Genomic DNA, 21,337 nt, shown 5'->3' with positions numbered 1-21,337 from the left:
GCCGCCCGACCGATGCCGGCGGGCCGCCGGCGTCGCATCGAACGCGAAGCCCATACGAATAGAACAACAGCATGAAGACCGCCTCGACCCGATTCGCCTTGCTCGATCTCGCGCAGCGCATGGCCTTGCGCCATGCCGGCGCGTTCCATCCGCTGGCTCGCCCTCGCGGGTTCGGCACGGCCTTGCCGGTTCGCCGCTATCGCGGCTGGCAGCGTGTGATGGCGGCGATCGTGGCGATCACGACCTTCCTCGGGCCGTTGAGCGTGACCGTCGAGCAAAGCCGCGAGGCGGCCGGCGTGCTCGCGGCGGGCGCCGTGCGCGACGGGTTCACACCGCGCATGCTGGCCGAACTGGCTGCCCTGCGGATCCGGCTCGCGATCACGTCGGCCGAGGCCGCGCCGATCACCGATCCGACCGCGCCGATCCGCTTTCAACCGACCGTCACCCAGAGCACGGGCCTGGGCGGCGGCGTGCCGGTGGTCAACATCACCGCACCCAATGCGGCCGGTATTTCGTTGAACCAGTACCAATCGTTCAACATCGATCCGGTCGGGCTGATCCTCAACAACAGCCTGATGTCGGGCACCTCGCTGACGGGCGGCGACGTGCGCGCCAATCCGAACCTGTCGGGGCGCGCGGCCAGCGTGATCGTCAACCAGGTGACCTCGACGGGCAGCGCGTTCGCGAGCTTGCTGAACGGGCCGCTCGAAGTGTTCGGCGCGCCGGCTGCCGTCGTGATCGCGAATCCGAACGGCATCACCACACGCGGCACCGGTTTCACCAACACCATCGGCGTGACGCTCTCGACCGGCGCGCCGCAATTCCTGAGCGACCTGAACGGAACGCGTTCGAGCTTCGACGATGCGCAGGCGATCGGCTACAGCGTCACGAGCGGCCATATCCAGATCGAGGGCAATGCGGGTGTGAATGGCCCCGGTTCGGGCATCGAGGGGACGGTCGGCACCATCGACCTGATCGGCGAGACGATCGGCGTCAACGCGCCGCTGTACGCCGGCACGCGAATCAACGCGATCGCCGGGCGCCAGTTCGTGCTGCCGGCCACGGTGAGCGCGCAGGGCACGGCCTACGCGACATCCTCGAACGGGGCCGACAATACCGCGGCCGCGATCGGCGCGGCCGACAGCCGTGCGATCGACGCGACGGCATTCGGCGCGATGACGGCGGGCCAGATCCAGGTGATCAGCACCGCGGCCGGGATGGGCGTGCGTGCCGACGCGCAACTGGCGGCCAATGCCGGCGATCTGACCTTGTCGTCGAACGGGGATCTCTCGGTGGCGGGCAGCGCTGCGCAGCAGCAGGTGACGATCCACGCCAACGGCAATGTGACGATGACCGGCGCGCATCTCGGCGTGACCGATTACGCGGTGCAAGCCAATGGCGACGTCACCTCGCAAGGCACGGTCCAGTCGGGCGGCAAGCTCGACATCGATGCCGGTGGCAAGGTTTCGCTGGCCAACGCCCAGGCGAATGGCGACATCACGGTGTCCGGCAACGCAGGGGTGACGCTTGGCGACGTACAGGGCGGCACGACCGTCAGCGCACAAGCAAGCCATGCCGACGGCGATGTGGCCATCGACGGCACGGTGCTGAGCACGAACGGGGTGACGTTGCAGGCGGGCCGGGACATCCGGGTCGCCGGCCAGATCGGCGCCAGCACCGTGCAGGCCAACGCGCAGCGCGGTATCGAGGTGACCGGCACGGTGCAGACCTCGGGCACCGCCACGCTGCAGGCGGCGAGCGGTGATGCGTCGATCGGCGGCAAGCTGATCGCCGGCGATACGCTGTCGATCGTGGCGGGACACGACGTCGAATCGACGGGCGCCTTGCAAACCAACCAGGATTTGCGCCTGCAGGCGGGCAACAGCGCGCGGATCGGCGATGCGCGGGTCGGCGGCGTACTCGACGCACGCGCTCAGGGCACGGCTGGCGGTGGCGATCTGACGGTCGACGGCGATACGCAGGCGGCCGGTGTGGCGACGCTCGCGGCGTCGCGCGACGTCAACGTCACCGGCACGCTCACAGGTGGTTCGACGCTGGCGCTCGACGCGCAGCGCGACGTCGATGTCGGGGCGACGGGCACCGTGCAGGCGGCGAACGCGCTGACGCTCACGGCCCACACCGGCGACGTGAATTCGCAGGGTGCGCTGACCGGCGCAACCACGCTGACGGTCGCAGCGGGCCGGGACGCCGTGCTGACGGGGGCCACGGGCGCGGTTGGCGACACCCTGGTGGATGCGGGGCGCGATCTGACGATGGGCGGCACGCTGGCAGGGCAAGGCGGGGCGCTGTTGAACGCGGGGCGCGACGCGGTGCTGGGCGGCAGCACCGGTTATCTGAAGGATCTGAGTGTTGCGACGGGCGGCAACCTGTCGGTGACGGGGGCGGCGCAGGGCAAGGTGGTGACGCTGACGAGTGGCGGCACGATGTCGCTCAACGATGTGCAGTCGAACGCGTCGCTGGCGGTGGCCGCGAATGGCGGTGCGCTGACGGTGGGCGGCACGGTCACGTCGCTGGCCGACGCCAGCGTGCAAGCGAGCGGCGATCTCGCCGTGAACGGCACGCTGCAAAGCACAGGCCGGCTCGATGCCGGCAGCGGTGCCGATTTCTCGGTGGCCGGCAGCGTCAACACGCAATCCGCCGGCTCCATCGAGGCGGCGCGCGATCTCTCGGTCGGCGGCGTCCTGCAGGCGTCCGAGGCGTTGGCCGCGAAGAGCGGGCGTGACCTGTCGGTGGCGGGCACCGTCAATGCGCTGTCGTCGGCCACGCTCGACGCGGGACGCGCGGCGACGATCGCGGGGCTGGTGCAAGGCGATGGCACGCTTGCGCTGACGAGCGGTAGCGACACGGCGGTCGGCGGCACGCTGACGGCGACGGGCGATCTCGCGTTGCACAACGCGTCCGGTTCGCTGACCAGCACCGGCGCCATCGGCGCGGGTGGCAACCTGCAAATCGATGCGGCCCACGACGTCGACCTCGGCATGGGCGCCACCACGGCGCAGCACGACCTGAACGTGCAGGCGGGCGGCAATCTGAAGGCCGACGGCACGCTGAGCGCGGGCGGCAACGCCGCATTGCGGTCGGGCGGCACACTCGGCGGCGCGGCCACGATGCAGTTCGGTCAGGCGGCGACGTTGAATTCGGGCGGCGACACGGCGCTGACCGGCTCGCTGCGCGGCAACACGGTACAGGTGCAGGCGGCCGGCTCGGCGTCGCTGCACGACGTGCTTTCGGCCTCGACGATGTCGCTCGATGCGGCGCGGAACCTGACCACTACCGGCTCGCTGACCGGCAATGCGACCACCACGCTGCATGCCGGCGCCGATCTCGATGTGCGCGGCACGGTGGCGTCGTCCGACAGCCTGGCACTGAACGCGGGTGGCCGGATCGATTCGACCGGCAGCCTGCGGACGCAACGCGATTTGAGCGTGCAGGCGGGAGACAGCGCACGGATCGGCGACGCCCAGGTGGGCGGCGCGCTCGATGCGCAGGCGCATGGCACGGCGGGCGGTGGCGATCTGACGTTCGACGGCAACACGCAAGTCGCCGGCTCGGGCACGCTCGCGGCGTCACGCGATATCGGCGTGACGGGCACGGTGGCGACTGGCGCGGCGCTCGCGCTCGATGCACAGCGTGATGCGAATGTAGCGGGCACGTTGGCCAGCGGCACGACGCTCGGCGTCGACGCCCAGCGCGACATCAACGTGGGTGGCGCGGGCGTCGTGCAATCCACGGGCGATCTGACGCTCGCCGCGCACGCGGGCGATGTGAATTCGCAGGGCACGCTGACCGGCGCGGCCAAGCTGTCGGTCGCGGCGGGCCAGGACGTGGCGCTGACCGGCGCAACCCGCGCGATCGGCGACACGCAACTGAGTGCCGGTCGCGATCTGACGATCGGCGGCACGCTGGCAGGGCAAGGCGGGGCGCTGTTGAACGCGGGGCGCGACGCGGTGTTGGGCGGCAGCACCGGTTATCTGAAGGATCTGAGCGTTGCGACGGGGGGCAACCTGTCGGTGGCGGGGGCGGCGCAGGGCAAGGTGGTGACGCTGACGAGTGGCGGCACGATGTCGCTCAACGATGTGCAGTCGAACGCGTCGCTGACGGTGGCCGCGAATGGCGGTGCGCTGACGGTGGGCGGCACGGTCACGTCGCTGGCCGACGCCAGCGTGCAAGCGAGCGGCGATCTCGCCGTGAACGGTACGCTGCAAAGCGCAGGCCGGCTCGATGCACAGAGCGGTGGCGCACTGACGGTGCCCGGCACGATCAGCGGCCTGGCTGCGACGACGCTCGCCTCGGCAGGCAACACCGCAGTGGCCGGCACGGTGCAAAGTGCCGGTTCGCTGACGCTGACGAGCGGCGCGGACACGCGCATCGGCGGCACGCTGACGGCAACCGGCGACCTCGCACTGCACAACGCGTCCGGTTCGCTGACCAGCACCGGCACCATCGGCACCGACGGCAATCTGCAAGCTGACGCCGCGCACGACATCGATCTCGGCACGCAGGTGACCACCGCGCGGCAAGACATGACGGTGCAGGCGGGCGGCAACCTGAAGGCCGACGGCACGCTGATCGCCGAAGGTAACGGCAGCCTGACGTCGGGTGGCACGTTGGGCGGTGCGGCCGCGATCGCGTTCGGCCAGCAGGCGATGCTCGCATCGGGCGGCAAGCTTGCATTGACCGGCTCGCTGCGCGGCGACACGGTGCAGGTGCAATCGGCCGGTTCCGCGTCGCTGAACGACGTGCTGGCCGCCTCGACGATGTCGCTGAGTGCGGCGCAAGACCTCACGACGACCGGCAGCGTGCACGGCGGCGCGACGGTCGCCCTGCAGGCCGGCGGCGATCTCGCCCAGCACGGCGATGTGCAGGCGGCCGGCGACACCTCGCTCACCGCAGTGGCCGGCCAGGTGAACTCGACCGGCCCGATCTCCACCAACGGCGCACTCGCGATTTCGGCGGGCAGCGATATCGTGCTGGCCGGGCCGACCGGCGCCGCCAGCGGCATGAGCTTGAGCGCCGCGCGTGACGTGGCGGCCAGCGGCGCGCTGACCGTGCTCGCCAACGACCTGCACATCACGGCCGGCAACAGCGCGAGTCTGGCCGATGTGCAGGCGGCCGGTGCGTTCCGGCTCGAAGCGAACGGCCGGATGGGCGGCGGCGACGCGACGTTCAATGGCACGGCGGCCGTGGTGGGCGATACCACCGTGACGGCCGCGCGCGATGTGGTCGTCAACGGCGTGCTGGCCGGCGGCGGTGACGGCACCGACAGCACGCATGCGCCGACGCAGATCCAGGCCGGTCGCGACGTGCTCGTCAACGGCATCCTCGGCAGCGGCGAGCGGCTGGGCGTGAGTGCCGCGCGCGACATTTCGGTTGGTGCGGGTGGGCAACTGCAATCGACCGGCGACATGACGTTGATGGCGGCCGGCGGGAGCATCGACTCGCGCGGCACGCTGTCGAGCGATGCCGGCCTGACGGCGCATGCGGCGCAGGACGTGACGCTGACCGGCACCACCGGCATCAAGGGCGATACGACGATCGCGGCGGGGCGCGACCTCGCGACGGGCGGCACGCTGGTCGGTAACGGCGGTGCCGCGCTCGACGCCGGGCGCGACCTGACGCTGGGCGGTGCGAATGGCTTCGGCGGCGACGTCGGTGCGCAGGCGGGGCGCGACCTTGCCGTCAGCGGCGCATTGCAAGGCAATGCGGTGGCGTTGACCGCCACCGGCAACGTCACGTTGAACAATGTTCAGGCGAGCTCGACGCTCGACGCGAATGCCAAGGGCGGGGCCTTGACGCTGGGCGGCACGGCCACCGCAATCGGTGCCGCGAGCTTGCAGGCCGGCACGGATCTGTCGATCACCGGGATGCTGGAGGGGGCGAGCGCGTTGAGCCTCGCGAGCCAGGGCGCGACTCGCATCGATGGCACCGTCAAGGGCGCCGCCAATGCCACGCTGCAGGCCGGCCGCGACCTGGCGCTGGCCGGTACGCTGGAAACGGGCGGCGACGCCAGCCTCACGGCTGCCGGCGGGTTGACGCTGGGCGGCAGCCTCCAGGCCGGCGGCAAGAGTGCGCTGCACGCGGGGCAGGATCTCTCGATCGGCGGCACGCTCGGTACGGGCGGTTCGCTCGACCTGCGTAGCGATGCGAACGCGACTGTCACCGGCAGCGTGGCCAGTGCTGCCGACGCCACGCTTGCGGCGGGCGGCGCCATTGCCGTGAACGGCACGCTGCAGGCGGCCGGCCCGCTGGCCGTCACGGGCGGCGCCGACACCTCGGTCGGCGGCGCGCTGGTATCCGCTGGAAACCTGACCATCGCCAATGCCGCCGGCGGGTTCGCGAGCACCGGCACCTTGCAGGCAGGCGGCGATCTGTCGATCGACGCGGCGCACGACGTCGATCTCGGCGCGGGCCGCACCACCACGCTCGGCGACCTGCTGGTGACGGCAGGCCGGAATCTCGGCGCCAACGGCACCGTCATCGCGCAGCATGCCGGCACGCTGACGGCGGCCGGTACGCTCGGCGGCAACGCTGGCTTCTCGTTCGGCGACGCGGGTTCGTTCGGCTCGGGTGGCGACTTGCAACTCGGCGGTTCGGTGCAGGCCGCGAGCGTGACGGCCAACGCGGGCGGCAACGCGACGTTGCACGACGTGACGGCTGCAACGTCGATCCATGCCAGCGCCACCCAGGACTTGCAGGCTACAGGCACGCTTGCCAGTAATGGCACGCTCGCTTTGCAGGCCGGGCGGGATCTGTCGAATACGGGCACGCTGCAGGCGCAGGGCGACATCCGGCTCGACGCACTCGGCGGCGGCATCGCGTCGGCCGGCACGATCGGCGGCAATTCGGCGCTGACGTTGCAGGCCGGTACCGATATCGGCCTCGGCGGCACGACCACGGTGGGGGGCGCCACCACGCTGTCATCCGGGCGCGATCTCGCCGTGACCGGCACGCTGACCGGCCAGGGGGGACTCGATGCGAGCGCCGGTGCCGATCTGTCGGTGTCGGGCAACGCCGCTTCGGCCGGCGATGCCAGGCTCACCGCGGCAGGCGACGTGGCGGTGTCGGGCAGCGTGGGCGGCGACGGGCGCGGCACGATCGCGGCCGGCAACGACATCACCGGAGCGGGCACGCTGTCGTTCGCACAGGCTGCGTCGCTGAATGCGGGTCGCAACGTGGCGCAGGGTGGCCTGATCCAGGGCGATACGGTTGACGTGACGGCGGCCGGGCAGGCCAGCGTCAATAACGTGCAGGCCAACGGCGCGATGACGCTGAAGGCGAACGGTACCAACGGCTCCGGCGATCTCGTGGTTGCGGGCACCGCGGCGGCGGGCGGCACGCTCACGGCGAGCGCGCAGCACGATCTGTCCGTGACGGGCCAGGTGCAAGGCGGCGCCGGCGTCGATCTTGGCGCCGGCACCGATGTTTCGATCGCGGGCGCGGTGCAGTCGGCCGGCGCGATGTCGATTGCCGCGCAGCAAGGCGACCTCGCCGCCAGCGGCGGCATCAACAGCGGTGCGGCCCTGACGATCACGACCGGGCGCGATCTCTCGCTCGGTGCGACCACCAGTGCGCTCGGCGACGCGACGCTGAACGCGGGCCGCGATGCGCTGCTCGGCAATGGTTTGCTGATCGGTGGCGCCAATGGCACGTTGAGTGCGGGCCGTGACCTGACGGGCTCGGGCACGCAGTCGTTCATCGGCGGCGCGCTCGATGTCACCGCGCAGCACGACGTTGCGCTGACGGGCAGCGCACAGGCCGGTTCGCTGAATGTGCAGGCGGGCAACGACGCGACGTTGCACGACGTTGTGTCGAGCACCACGGTGACGCTTTCCGCGCAAGGCAAGGCGGGTGGCGGCGACGCCGCGATCCTCGGCAACGTGGGCGCGGCCGGGGCGGTGTCGGTTGGTGCCGCACGCGACGTGCTGGTGAGCGGCACGCTCGTCAACGGCACCACGCAAGCATTGAACGCGCAGCGCGACGTCGTGATCGGCGGCAGCACGGAGTCGGGCGGCGACATGACGCTGGCGGCGGCCGGCGGCGGCATCGCCGTGACCGGCAACGTGAGCGCGGGCGGCGCGCTCGGCCTGAGTTCGGGCCTCGATACCACGCTGGGCGGCACGGTAACGGCGGCTCATGCGATCAACGTGTCGGCCGGGCAGGACCTGGTGCTCGGCGGCACGCTCGCCGGACAGCAAGGCGGCATGCTCGGTGCCGCGCGCGACATCCACGGTGCGGGCACCACGGCATTCGCGCAGGGCGCGACGCTCGACGCCGGCCACGACGTGACGTTGGCCGGGCCGTTGCAGGGCGGCAGCGTCGCCGTCACGGGCGGCAACAATGTGACGCTCGGCGCGGTGCAGGCGGTGACGGGTACGCTGGCGGTCACGGCCAACGGCACGGCGGGCGGCGGCGATCTGACGCTGAACGGGCCGGTGACGGCGCTTGGTGCGCTGACGGCGCAGGCCGCGCGCGACGTCGCCGTGGTCGGAACCGTCAATGCAGGCGATGCCGCGGCGATAACCGCCGCACGCAACCTCACGGTGGCCGACATCAACGCGGCCGGCAACCTCACGCTCGAGGCCACGGGCGGCGCGCTGCAAGCCGGCAGCCTGACCACGCAACATGACCTGAACGCGTCGTCGGCCGGCACGCTGAACGTGGCGCACAACACCACGGCGGGCGGCAACGCCACGCTGAATGCAGGGAGCGACCTGACGCTGGCCGGCGATATCGCGGCGCAGAACGCCGGTTCGCTGACGAGTGGCGGCGTGTTGACCACCGCCGCGGTGGCATTTGGCCAGTCGGCCAGCCTGAGCGCGGCCAGCGGCATGAACGTGGGCGGCCCGCTGGCGTCGAACGGCGACGTGTCGGCCACGGCCGGCGGCGATCTCGTGGTGGGCACCGTGCAGGCGGGCGGCACGATCGCGCTGCGCGCACAGGGCACGTCCGGCAACGGCGATGTCGAGGTGGGCGGTACGCTGACCTCGGGCGGCGCCACGCACCTCGAGGCGGCGCGCGATGCGATCGTGACGGGCGCGATATCGAGCGGCGCCGCGTTGAGCATCGATGCCGTGCGCAATCTCGCCCTGCACGACACGGCGGGGGCGAACGGCAATCTTGCGTTGACCGCGACGAGCGGCAGCCTGACGGCCGATCGCGCGCTCGTTTCGGGCGGCGATCTGACGGCCACGGCCGGCACCACGCTGGCGTTCTCGCAGGGCACGCTCGTCAACGGCAATACGGCGTTGACGTCGGGCAGCACCATGACGCTCGGCGGCGGGCTGTTCGGCCTCGGCTCGGCCACCCTCCAGGCGGGCGGCGCCATCGACGGCGGCGCGCTGACGTTCGCCAAGGACATCGGCGTGACGTCCGGCGCCGGGTTGACGCTCGGCGAGATCCAGGGCGCCGGGAAGCTGACGGCCACCGCGGCCGGCGACGTGTCGCTCGCCGCGACCACGGCCGTCGGCGACGTGTCGGTCAAGTCGCAGGGGGGCAGCGTCGGCGTGAGTGGCGGGCTGGTTTCCGGTGGCGCCACGCAGGTCGAGGCAAACGGCAACGTGACCGTGACCGGCGGCGTATCGTCATCCGGCGCGATCGATATCCAGGCGCATAACGGCAACGCGACGCTCGATGGCTTGACGTCGAACGCCGGCGCCACCGTGCAGGCCGGCAATCGGGTCGCGTTGAGCGGTACCAGCCAGACCGTCGGCGATCTCTCGCTGTCGGGAGGCGATGTCAGCCTGTCGGGTACGGTCGGCACGTCCGGCAACCTCGGCATCGACGCGCAGCGAGGCGTCGATGCCGGCGGCGCGCAACTCGTCGCCACGCATGACGTACGTCTGAGCGGGCAGACGATAACGTTCGGCAACGTGTTGGCCGGCGGCAATCTCGATGCCCATGCCGGCGGCCAGCTTACGCTCGCGGGCGGCACCGTCGGCGTGCTCGGCTCGGCCACGTTGAGCGGCGACACCGGCATCACCAATGCCGCCAACGTATTGTCGGGCGGCGCGCTGACTGTCACCGCGCCGCAACTGACCAATCAGTCGGGGGCCTCGCTCGCCTCGACCGGCACGACCACGATCACCGCGACCAACTTCTCGAACGCGGGGCTCGTCAACGGCGGCACGACGAAGGTCGAGGTCGGCAACTGGCTCGGCAACAACGGCGGGGCATTGATGGGCGTGGATGCGCTCGTCGTCTCGACCAACCAGCTCGACAATGGCAATGGCGTGGTGTTCGCCGGCAACGCAAGCGCTCCGACCAGCCAGACGGGTGATTTGTCGTTGACGATTCGCGGCGGCAACGGCTCGATCAACAATGCGGGCGGCCAGTTGCTCGCGCAGCGCAATCTCGGCATCGACGCCGAGAACATGGCGTTCGATCCCACCCAGGGGACGATCAGCCAGGGCGGCAATCTGTCGATCACGGCAGGCTCGATCAACGTTGGCGGCACCTGGAACTACGGCGGCCAGAGCGTCATGCTCGACGGGATCGACGGCATCACCAACACCGGCCTGATGACGGGCACGGCCGCACTGACGATGTCGACCGGCGTGTTCCAGAACTACGGGCAGGTTACCGGCTCGAACGTCACGCTGAACGGCATCCTGTCGAACAACCAGGGCGCCATCGTCCACGCGGATACCGCGTTGACGCTCAATGGCGACACGTATAACCGCGGCACCGTGGAGTCGGGCGGCTCGCTCAACGTGACGGGCAGCACCTATGACAATCAGGGCGGCCTGACGCAAGCGAGCGGCGACGCCACCTTCAACCTGGGCGGGGGCGTGCTGCAGAACACCGGCAGCTCGATCTTCGTCGGCAACAACCTGACGATCAACGCGGGCACCGTGATCAACGACCAGACCGCGCCGGGCGCGGCGGTCACGACGTCGTACACGACGGTGGATCCGAATCTCCTGTGGTCGGGGGCGGCAGGTACGTCGACGGTGAACTGGTGGTATTGGGCCGGCGGCGACCACAACTTCACGTATATCCATTCGTCGCAGCATGCGGCCACGCTCGGCGATATTCTCGCGCCGACCGGCGTGACGACGGCAAGCCCCAACTTGCCTGGCTACTACTTGTGCGGCTCCGGCTGCGGGATTACGCCGTCGCAGCCGGTTGCCGGATCGGGCACCGTGACGTTCTATCAGACCGGCACGAACCAGTTGTACGGAAGCGAGCAGTTCTGGCTGGTTGCAAACGGCGCCGTGCCGGCGGGCAGGCCGTCCGTGACGTTCACGCTGCCGACGGTGAGCGTCACCACCACGACGCAGCAGCCCGGCGTGTCGGGCGTGATCTCGGCCGGCAATTCGATTGCGCTGACGGCCAACAGCCTGTCGAACCGCGGTGGCCAGATCGCCGCCCAAGGCAGCGTTCAGTTGAACGTTCAGAGCCTCAGCAATGGTGCGGTGGCGCCTACCTTGACGAATCAGACCGTCGAGGCGGTCGATCCTGGCCAGTACGCGGCATTTCTCAATCAGCTCAAATCGCTGGGCATGATCGTCGCGACCACGCAGCCGGTCGGCGGGCAGACCCAGTTCTGCTTCAACGCGACGGATTGCCCGACCGATTCCAGTCTCACGCAGACATTCACCATCAACACGTCGAGCGCCGCGCCGATCGCCTACGGCACCACCTCGGCGCTGACGGCAACCGGCATGATCGCCGCCGGCAGCAACCTGACGCTGTTGGGCGGCAATCTCGTCAATGCCGGGCTGCTCTACGCCGGCAACAACGTGCTGATCGGGGCGCAAAGCTTCTCGAACCAGGGCGGCAATCAGCAGAACTTCGCGTCGCAGGTCGGGTGCGCCTCCGGCGTGCCGAATTCGGCATGCGGCAATGCCGGCCAGCCGCGCGGCAACAACCCCGACAGCACGAGCTTCAGCTACAACCAGAGCGACGCGACGATCTACGCCGGCCACGACCTGGTGGTCGCCGCCGGCAACATCGACAACACCTACGGCAACCTGCTTGCCGGGCATGACATCGTGCTGGGCGGCGTGGGCACGACCGCCACCTCGACCACGCCCGCGCAGAATCTGACCAACACGTCGGGCAATATCGTCGCGGGCAACAACATCACGCTGAATGTGTCGGGGGCGATCACCAACACGCTGCCGCCACCGGTGCCGGTTCACGAGAACTACGGCAGCCAGGCGCAGTACGCGGGCTGCATGACCGCGGGGGGGTACAAGGAGAGCTACTGCGAGGCCTACGTCGATCAGCAATCCGGCAGCGCTTCGGTGATCAGCGCCGGCAACAAGCTCGACATCAATGCCGGCTCGCTGACCAACATCGGCAGCCTGATCGCGGCCGGCAACGACGCGACGATCGCCGTCTCCGGGCCGGTCGTCAACGAGGCGCAGACGCTCAATGCCTACTGGCACTCGCACTGGGTGCAGGAAACGGGCATGTTCAGCAAGGACAAGCGCCACGATATCTGGGCCTGCGGCTCGGTCGAGGAATGCACGTCGCTGTACGGCAGCGCCTATACCGGCACCGGCGGCCAGATCGATCCGCCCACGCCGGTCGGCAACCTCGCCGCGACGATCCAGGCGCCGAATCTGTCCATTACGTCCGGCGGGCAGATCCAGAACGTCGGCAATGTGATCGGCACGGCGGTGTCGTTGAGCGGCCAGAAGCTCATCAACGGCATCACGCAGCCGAACACCTACACGCCGTCGGTCAACGCGCCGCAACGCGTGATCACGCTGAGTCCGACCACGCTGCCGGGGCTGAACCTGTCGATTCCGCGCACCGTCGGCACGGGCGTCATGCCCACGCCGGTGGCCGGCACGGCGGTGTACGTCGACGGTTCGCTCGGCGGCTCCGGGATCGGCGGCCTTGGCGCGCAGAACCTGCTCGGCAATTTGCCGGCGAGCCTGCAACCCAGCTCGGCGGTGTTCTATTACAACCCGCAGGAGGAGGACCTGCTGTTGCAGCAGGCCGCGCTTCAGCAGACCGGCAAGGCCAGCTTCATCGACGGCCTCAGCACCGACAGCCAGAGCGGCGCGTCGGTGGTCGAGCAAGAGAAGGCGTACCTGTATCAGAACGCCATCGACTACGCGAAGCAGAACAACCTGCAACTCGGCCAGGCGCTGACGCCGACGCAGGTCGATCAGCTTTCGCAACCGATGCTCTGGTACGTCGAGCAGACCGTGCCCGACCCGAGTTGCCAGGCGACCGGCACGGGCGTGTGCCCGACGATCACGGCGCTGATGCCGCAGGTCTATCTGCCGAAGGACGTGGGCGCGATGTCGGCCGGCGGCAATATCACTGGCGATGACGTCACGCTGTCGTTCAACAAGGACGGCCAGGGCAGCGTGCTGAACACCGGCAACATCTCGGCAACCGGGACGTTGAGCGTCGATACGCAGACGCTGACCAATCAGGCCAATCAGGTCAACGTCGGGCAGATCTGGCAGAAGGTCGACGGCGGCTACCTCGATACGACCGGCACGACAGTCCAGCCTGGCGGCTTCATGAGCGCGGCCAACATGGACCTGAACGTGCAGGCGCTGAACCAGATCGGTGGCGCGCTGCAACAGCTCAACCCGGACGGCACGGTCAATCAGGCCGGGACGCAGGCATTGCTGGCGCAATTGCAGGCTCAGTTGGGGGGCAACTTCACGCAGACGTCGGTGAGCGACAACCTGCATCAGGACTTCGTGAAGGAAGGCGGGTCGTTCGGGATGGACCAGATCGGCATGATGGTCGTCATGGTGGTGGCGTCGATCCTGACCTACGGCGCGGCGACTGCGGCGATCGGTTCCTTTGCGGCGGCCGGCTCGACGTTCGCTGCGGCGGTGGGCACGACGGGGGCGGGCCTGGGCAATGCGATGTTGTCGGCCGCCATTGCCGGCGTGGTGTCGAGCAGTGCCGGGCAGTTGGTCGGCACCGGCAGGCTCGACGTGGGCAGCGCGTTCGAAGCGGGGGCAATCGCATCGATCACCGCGGGGCTGATGAACGGCATCACGTACAGCAGCCAAACCGGTTTGGGTTTCACGACGCAGCCGATCGAGCAAGGTGCGGCCGCGCAGAGCCTGGCGAATCTGTCCGGCGTGCATCCGGTGGTGGGCACGGGCACCAGCCAGGCGGGCGCGACGAGCGCGGCCGATCTGGCGGTGCGTGGCGGCGCGATGCTGGCCGGTGGCGTGATCAATGCCGGGGTGGGGACGGCAATCCAGGGCGGCAGTTTTCTCGATGCGCTGAAGGGGGCGCTGGTGAGTGAGGCGTCTGCGGCGGGCGCGAATGCGATCGGGGATGCTGCGAGTGTTAGCGGATCGCCTATTGAGATGGGCTCGCCGGGGTATTGGTTGGCGCATGCGGCTTTGGGGTGTGCGAGTTCGGCCGCGCTTGGAACCGGGTGTGCCGGGGGGGCTCTGGGCGGTGCTGCCAGCGCGGCATTTTCGCCTGATTTGATCAATGCGATGGATCCAAGTGGCGCGCCGCTGACAACCGGCCAACAGGCGGTGCTTGGCGCGTTTGCGACGCTCGTGGGCGGTGGTCTTGCGGAGCTCGCCAGTGTGGACGTGAACGGTGCGGTGCCGGCGGCGCAGAACGAGGCGTTGAACAACTCAGGCCAGCATCCGGGGCAAGGTGGACTCATCGATGCGATCGTGAGTTGGGCGCAGAATACCTACGGTGACCCGTCAGGTTCGCTCCAGAACTGGGGCAACCAGTTCCTAGGCTTGGTGACCTCTAACAACGGGAAGACGCCTCCGTCCGATCCGAATAACCAGCTGTCGGGTGGGAGCAATGGTAATCCCCCGAATACCGGTGCGGCTCCCGTAACGCCGCCGACAGTGGCTTGTGCGCCGGGCGCGGGATGCGTGGTGACTCCGCCCCTGGTCTCGCCGGGATCCCCGAACAACGCACCGGACAACGCAACTCTGTCGAGTGGGGGCGGCAGCAGCGATTCCAGCAGCACGACGGTAACGCGTCCAACGCCGCGTGGATCGGAAAATGATGTCGGCACGGATCTAGGGCCCGGTTATAACCCTCAAGTCAGTTATCTGAATGGTCAGCAGGTGCCCTATGGCACGCTAGGCAGCGTGCGCCCGGACTTCGTGGCGGCCGATGGGACGGCGAGCTTCGAGGTGAAGAACTACAATATTGCGACGAACTCAAGCGGGCTGGTCAGCAACGTCGCCCAGCAGGCGATTCAGCGCGCTGACAATCTGCCGGACGGCATGCAGCAGCAGGTTGTGATCGATGTGCGCGGGCAAACAGTGACTCTGCAGCAGGAAGCAGCGATCCGACAGGGAATCGTGCTGAAGTCGAATGGCATCATCAGCCCGAATTCAATCCAGTTTAAGAGCCAATGAGAAAAATCGGATTTAGTGGTGGAAGCTCAATAAGTGAGCTTGGTCCAGCTCCGGACATGATGCTGTTCTTCGGTTGCCTGAAGACCTACGCTGAACAAGCGCATCCAGAGCGGGACTGGAGGCTACTGACGGACAGATTGTATCGCCGCTATCTGCGGCTGGATGAGCTCGAAGATGCGTTACTGCTGATGGAACAGGCTCGTCGGATTTTTGCGGAGTTGCCTGCGTCTGCGATCGACTGGGATCCATCGATGCGCGGGGATGCGGAAAAGACTTGGCTGGATCCAAGCCGATCGACGTTGGCGGACGTGTTTAGCAGATACTTCGAGAACTTTGTGCGATGCGTAGAGTCAGCCCGTATCAACTATGAGACGTTTAAATCTTACGCGGGATACTCGTATGAGCCGGTTCGAGTAGTGATCTCGGATCTGCCGGGCTTTGCGCGAGACAAAAACAAGCCGCTGGCTGAATACGATGCCCTGGAAGGCAAACCTTTCTGGCTGCAATGATCCGGCGCCTCGCCCATTGTCAATCCCTGATCGTTTATCGTTTCCACGGTAGCGCGGGATCGGTGGCCCGGGAGTTTGAGCAGGGCGCGCAAGCGCCCAAGGTTTGGGGTTGGCAGCCGGCTTGGCCGGCCTGACCCACCAACTGGCCGCCTTGACGGGTGGGACGGACTTGGCAGTGCCAGCAGCCCAGGCGGCGACAACGGGTGATCGCGAGGGCCTGCCGTGGGCGCGGTAGCCGCAGTAGGCTTGGCTCTTGTCGTTGGAATGGCCGAGCGCCTGCGCGATCGCAGCGCGGCCGTGACAAGTGCGGAAACCTCGTTATGGCATTTCCAGGGAAGTTGAAATGAACGCAATCAGAGCAACCGCAACGGAGTAGATGAAGCGGGATCTGCTTCGGGAAGCCGAAAATCTGTTTTCCGGGGATGGCGGCAACGTCCTCGCACTCACAGTACGCCGCTTCTTTCCTGATTTGGTTCAGGCTTTTGTCTTGTACTGGTTGCCGGAACAGGCAGAGGACATCTACTGGCTGCTGGTTAGTTCGACAGAAATCGCGAAGATTGAGATTCCGCGAAATCAAGACGCTGGCGAGTGCGCTGCAACTTTGGAAATGGTGAGCGTTGACGCTTACAGTAACCGACGGCTTTCTCGGGACGTGCGGCGAAAGATGGAGGTTGCACTCGCGCTGATCTCGGACAGGCGGATCTGATTGGCCTCTCTGCAACCAAGTTGGCACGATCACGCAGACGAGCTACAACAACACCGCGTTCAATGCCGTTACGACCTCAATCGCGGCACTGAGCGGCGGCCTCGTTGCGGGATTGGCGGGAGCTAATGCTCAGGCCGGGGTAACGTGGGCCGAAAATGAAGCGCTGAACAACACGGAGTCGACGAAATCCATTACATCGAGCGTCGTTCAGAGCGTGCTGTATGGGATGATGCCGTGGTTACCGGGTAACCCGTTGACGCAGGCGGTGGGTTCGACAATTACGTCGACCGCGCAAGGCGTGATGTCGCAGATTCAAGCGAACTACGGCGGGCAAACGCCGCCGGCCGATGCGAGCAATCAACTGGCTAACGGGAACGATGGCGGCAACAATACGCCACCAACGGCGACGGCGGTGGTGACGCCGGCACCGTGCCCGGTAGGTCCAGGTGCATGTGGGGTGGTGGTGAGCCCGATCGTCACGCCGGGTGCACCGATCTTGTCGAGCGGGAATGGGGGAGGTGATTCGGGTAGTGGCTCTGGTGGTCAAGGCTCGGCTACAAATACGGCGGATGGATCCAATGTCGGGTGCGCTAACACTACAATTGGCAGGAGCATTCCGAATTCGGCAGTTGGCTTTACGCGGGATCAATTCGAGCAAAGTCTCTCGAATGCAGGATTCACCGCAGCGCCGAAGGGCGGCGCGAATGATGTAACCGTCTACACAAACGGAAACATCCAATATACGGTTCGGAATAATGCGAGTTCGACCGGTGGACCTTCTGTTGACTATTGTGTCAACGGCAATCTTGTGAGCAAGATTCGATTGAATGGACAGTGAGATGAAATACGTTTCGGATGCTGATTTTTACCAGCGCTTTGTGGACCAAGCAACAAGCCTGATGTCGTGGCAGGTCGGGGACGCTCCGTCTTGCATGTCGCGACGGTACTTCGACTGGCTCGAATTCCTTGTGAAGGGTTTCTGGACATATATTGTTGAACTGGCACGGCTGAGTGGGGATACGACGATCTATTTCTACGATATCGAGCAATCGAAGACTTCTGTCTTTGCGAAAAGATTTAGCGTCTATCCACTTGTTCAATTGGATGTAGGCATGTCTGAGGCGGAATATATCGCGGCCCTCAATGAAGAGCCGGGAAACGTGCAAGGGGAAACGTTCGCCGTTGCGAATACGAACTCGTATCTCATATTTCCACCTTCGAGAAAATGGCGCGTACTGGGGGAGTATTCGATCGAGACGGCCGAGCTAGTGTCGAGCGTGGGTGCTCCGGCGGACGCAATGTTCCCACATGACTTTTGGGATGAGGCCGAAGCTTTGCTCCGCATCAAATCGGCGAAGTGACACTGGGACGTGTTAGGGATTTCGTGTGCAGAGGTCGGTTAAAAATTCTCAGCTGATGGCGGAGGTAAATCGTTCACCAAACAGAATGGCGAACTAATTGACAGCTTGCCGTCAGGTAATAGGCGGCATCTTCCAATTCTTTTCGATGTTGCGCAAGGCCAGATACAGCAGTTTGCTGGCGGTCTCGTCGCATGGAAAGTGGTCGCGATTCTTGACGATCTTGCGCAACTGCATGTGCATGCTCTCAATCGCGTTGGTCGTATATATAATTCGACGCACCTCGGGCGGATAGGCGAAGATCCCACAATAGTGTCGTTTCGAAGTGCTCTCGCCTGCCGATTGAGGGCGGAATTCGTCATAATTAATATGAAGCGTTGCCACAAGTAGCATGGGTGGGCGGCCTCAACAATCAAGTGAAAAGTTTTGTTAATTTGGTCGCAACGCAGAATTTTCATAGGCGAGCAGTTAAAATGGACCTATCCGCATTTTCGTGGGCGAGGCAGTAAAAATCCTCGTATTCAACAAAATCTGCCTAAACCGACCACGAAACAGCATAGCAAACGGATTCATCGCAGATTCCCAATCGAAATGGAAGATCGCCGGTCAGGCTTTAGATCCGAGCGACGAGCCGTCTAAATAACACCCGCCCCCCCCACCTCCGGCACATACCCCGCCACCGCCTCCTCATACAACGCCCCCATCGTCACCGCCGCCGCAATCGCCGCCTCATCGCGCTCGCCAGTCAACATCCCCCAGCGCCGATACTGCGCCATGAACCACATCCCATCCTCAGCCAACGGCCGATTCGTCGCGCCGCCATCATGAAACCGCACCGGCGCAGGCGTTTCCGCAAACGGCCCCACGCCATAGTCACCCAGCAACCGAGGCAGAATCTGCGAAACCGGCACCCCGAGCGCATCGGGTTCCGACAGCCACTCGGCCGCCCGCGCGCGATTGCCCGGCAGATCGAGCCACGCGCAGGCATCCACCAGCGTGCGAATCAACGCTCGCGCCGTGTTCGGATACAGCGCCGCGAACTCGCGCCGGCACGCCAGCGCCTTCTCGGGGTGATCGCGCCACACCTCGCTGGTCGCGGCCACGGTGCGGCCCGCGCCTTGCGCCTCGGCCACGGCGTTCCACGGCTCGCCCACACAGAAACCATCCAGTTCGCCGCACGCGAGCGCGTCGGCCATCCCCGGCGGCGGAATCACGATGCTGCGGATGTCGTGCAACGGGTCTACCCCATGCGCGGCCAGCCACGCATACAACCACATAGCATGAGTGCCGGTCGGAAACGTCTGCGCGAACACCGGCTTGCGGCCAAGCGTGGCGAGCGCGGCGCGCAGATCGCCGCCAGCGTGCCACGCATCGGCGAGCCGGTTCGAGAACGTGATGGCCTGCCCGTTGCGGTTCAGCACCGACAGCACGGCCAGGTCGGCGCGCGGCCCGCCGATGCCGAGCTGCACGCCATACACAAGGCCGTAGAGCGCATGCGCGGCGTCGATCTCGCCCATCAGCAGCTTGTCGCGGATGCTGGCCCACGACGGCTGGCGCTCCAGCGTCAGCGCAAGGCCATGCCGTTCGCCGAGCTTCAGGCGTTGCGCGACGACCAGCGGCGCGGCGTCGCTCAAGGCGACGAAGCCGAGCCGCAACTCGCGGCGTTCGGGCGGCGGAAAAGTCGGTTGGTTCATGCTTCACCATCGGGATTGCGTGATGCGACGAGCAGCTGACGCGCCGCTTCGACGATCTTGATGCCCTGATCCATCGCGCTGCGGCGCAGCGTGGCATAGGCATCGTGTTCGGAGAGCCGGCGCGTTTCCATCAGCAGGCGCTTGGCGCGGTCGATCAGCTTGCGGTCGGCCAGTTCGTTCTCGACCTCGGCCAGCCGGCGGCGCAACGCTTCGTCGTGCGAAAAGCGCGCGAGCGCGACCTCGATGATCGGCGCGAGCCGCTCGGCCGACAAACCTTCGACGAGATAGGCACTGACGCCGGCGCCCACGGCCGCGCGGATCAACTGCTGATCCGAATCGGGGCTGAACATCAGCACCGGGCGCGGCGCGCGCGCGTGCATCACGGCCAGTTGTTCGAGCGTGTCGCGCGACGGCGATTCGGTGTCGATGATGACGACGTCGGGCCGCTCCTTCTCGACCACGGCGGGCAGCCGCGCCGGCGTGGCGACCTCGTCGAGCATCTCGTAGTGGAGCCGCGCAAGCGTGTCGCGCAACTCGCCGATCGGCTTGTCCGTATCGGTTACGAGCAGCACGCGCAGCGGGCGGGTGGCGTCGTTCAGTCCCATGAGGCTTGCGCGGAGTGAAGCCGCGCCGACCACGGCGCGTGAAACCGGGCGAACCGCGCCGCACAGCACATGGCGAAAGCGGCGAACGCGGCGAGGGCGACGAAACGAAACTCAGGCCGCATCGGACAGCGCCCCCGGAGCCTGCGTTCCGAGCGATCGTTGCGCATCGACGGCAACCGGCGGCAGCATCGCCAGCGCCTCGCCGATCGCCTGCCCGACGAGGATCACGGCCGGGCTGCCGAGCCCGGCCTCGACGGGGCCGCTGGCGAGTGCGGCCAGCGCACCCGTCCAGTGGCGTGCCCGCGCGGTGCCGGCCCATTCGACGACGGCGGCCGGCGTGGCGGCGTCGAGCGTGGCGAGCAGCCCGGCGGCCACGCTGGCGATACGGCTCATGCCCATGTAGACGACCAGCGTGGTGCCGCTGGCCGCGAGCGCGGCCCAATCGGGCTCGCCGTGATCCTGCAGATGCGCGGTGACGAACGTGACGCCCTGGCAATGGCGGCGATGCGTGAGCGAGACGCCGAGTTCGGCGGCGGCCGCGAAGCCCGACGAAATGCCGTTGATGATCTCGATGCGAATGCCGGCCGCGTGCAGCGCGCTCAATTCCTCGCCGGCGCGGCCGAACAGCAGCGCGTCGCCGCCCTTGACGCGCACCACCTGCAAGCCGCGCAGCGCATAGCGACGCATCAGCTTTTCGATGAACGCTTGCGGCGTGGAGCGGCAGCCGCCGCGCTTGCCGACGCGCACGATGCGCGCCTGCGGGGCCAGCTCGGCGACGGCGGGATCGACGAGGTCGTCGATCAGCACCACGTCGGCGGCGGCCAGCGCGCGGGCCGCCTTGATCGTCAGGAGATCGGGGTCGCCGGGGCCGGCGCCGAGCAGCGTGACCTTGCCAGTGGGGTTCGTCATGTTCGTATTGCGTTCCAGTGAGGCGCACGACGCGGCGCGCGCCGCCGGAACCGCACGGCGTCGCGCGCCGGCCATGCGGCCGGGCGTTGGGGACGCCATTGTCCGGAGAGGCCGCTGCGTTGCCGCGCGGCCCGAATCGTCGGTATTGCGGGCGCCGACATCGTTGCCGGCGCGTGCTCTTTATTGCAATAAGCGCGCCAGCT

The 21,337-nt window shown here is 67.2% G+C and carries 8 protein-coding genes and 1 pseudogene; 5 read left to right on the top strand and 4 right to left on the bottom strand.

Features of this window, described 5'->3' with window-relative positions:
- Positions 1-71: 71 nt before the first annotated feature.
- From ACYP33_RS33045 to ACYP33_RS33025, 5 genes are all read left to right on the top strand, one after another.
- Positions 72-15,353: a two-partner secretion domain-containing protein gene (locus tag ACYP33_RS33045; RefSeq protein ID WP_459625351.1), complete on the top strand. Its 15,282-nt coding sequence runs from the start codon at positions 72-74 to the stop codon at positions 15,351-15,353.
- 56 nt (positions 15,354-15,409) lie between these two features.
- Positions 15,410-15,862, top strand: a complete 453-nt coding sequence (locus tag ACYP33_RS33040; protein ID WP_459625350.1) for a hypothetical protein — start codon at positions 15,410-15,412, stop codon at positions 15,860-15,862.
- A gap of 376 nt (positions 15,863-16,238) precedes the next feature.
- Positions 16,239-16,568, top strand: coding sequence for a hypothetical protein (locus ACYP33_RS33035; protein ID WP_459625349.1), 330 nt, complete (start codon positions 16,239-16,241; stop codon positions 16,566-16,568).
- Between the two features lie 112 nt (positions 16,569-16,680).
- Positions 16,681-17,406 (top strand): hypothetical protein, encoded by a 726-nt coding sequence (locus tag ACYP33_RS33030; protein ID WP_459625348.1) that lies wholly within the window; start codon positions 16,681-16,683, stop codon positions 17,404-17,406.
- Position 17,407: 1 nt separating this feature from the next.
- The gene (locus ACYP33_RS33025) at positions 17,408-17,929 is read left to right on the top strand and encodes a hypothetical protein (protein ID WP_459625347.1); all 522 of its coding nucleotides are present in this window, start codon (positions 17,408-17,410) and stop codon (positions 17,927-17,929) included.
- A gap of 93 nt (positions 17,930-18,022) precedes the next feature.
- On the opposite strand, the pseudogene ACYP33_RS33020 reads toward ACYP33_RS33025, so the two are convergent.
- The 4 genes and pseudogenes from ACYP33_RS33020 to cobA all read right to left on the bottom strand — a co-directional run.
- Positions 18,023-18,226, bottom strand: a pseudogene (locus ACYP33_RS33020) (transposase); the annotation flags it as partial.
- Positions 18,227-18,561: 335 nt separating this feature from the next.
- Positions 18,562-19,620, bottom strand: coding sequence for a CmpA/NrtA family ABC transporter substrate-binding protein (locus tag ACYP33_RS33015; RefSeq protein WP_459625346.1), 1,059 nt, complete (start codon positions 19,618-19,620; stop codon positions 18,562-18,564).
- Positions 19,617-20,225, bottom strand: a complete 609-nt coding sequence (locus ACYP33_RS33010; RefSeq protein ID WP_414441826.1) for an ANTAR domain-containing response regulator — start codon at positions 20,223-20,225, stop codon at positions 19,617-19,619. The genes ACYP33_RS33015 and ACYP33_RS33010 overlap by 4 nt, the downstream gene beginning before the upstream one ends.
- A gap of 111 nt (positions 20,226-20,336) precedes the next feature.
- Complete coding sequence (cobA, locus tag ACYP33_RS33005) at positions 20,337-21,134, bottom strand: uroporphyrinogen-III C-methyltransferase (RefSeq protein ID WP_459625345.1); 798 nt, start codon at positions 21,132-21,134, stop codon at positions 20,337-20,339.
- Between the last annotated feature and the right edge of the window lie 203 nt (positions 21,135-21,337).

The organism is Burkholderia sp. 3C (genome assembly GCF_054589155.1).
The sequence above is the reverse complement of the archived record's forward strand: the minus strand, read 5'-3'. Positions and strand labels throughout refer to the sequence as shown.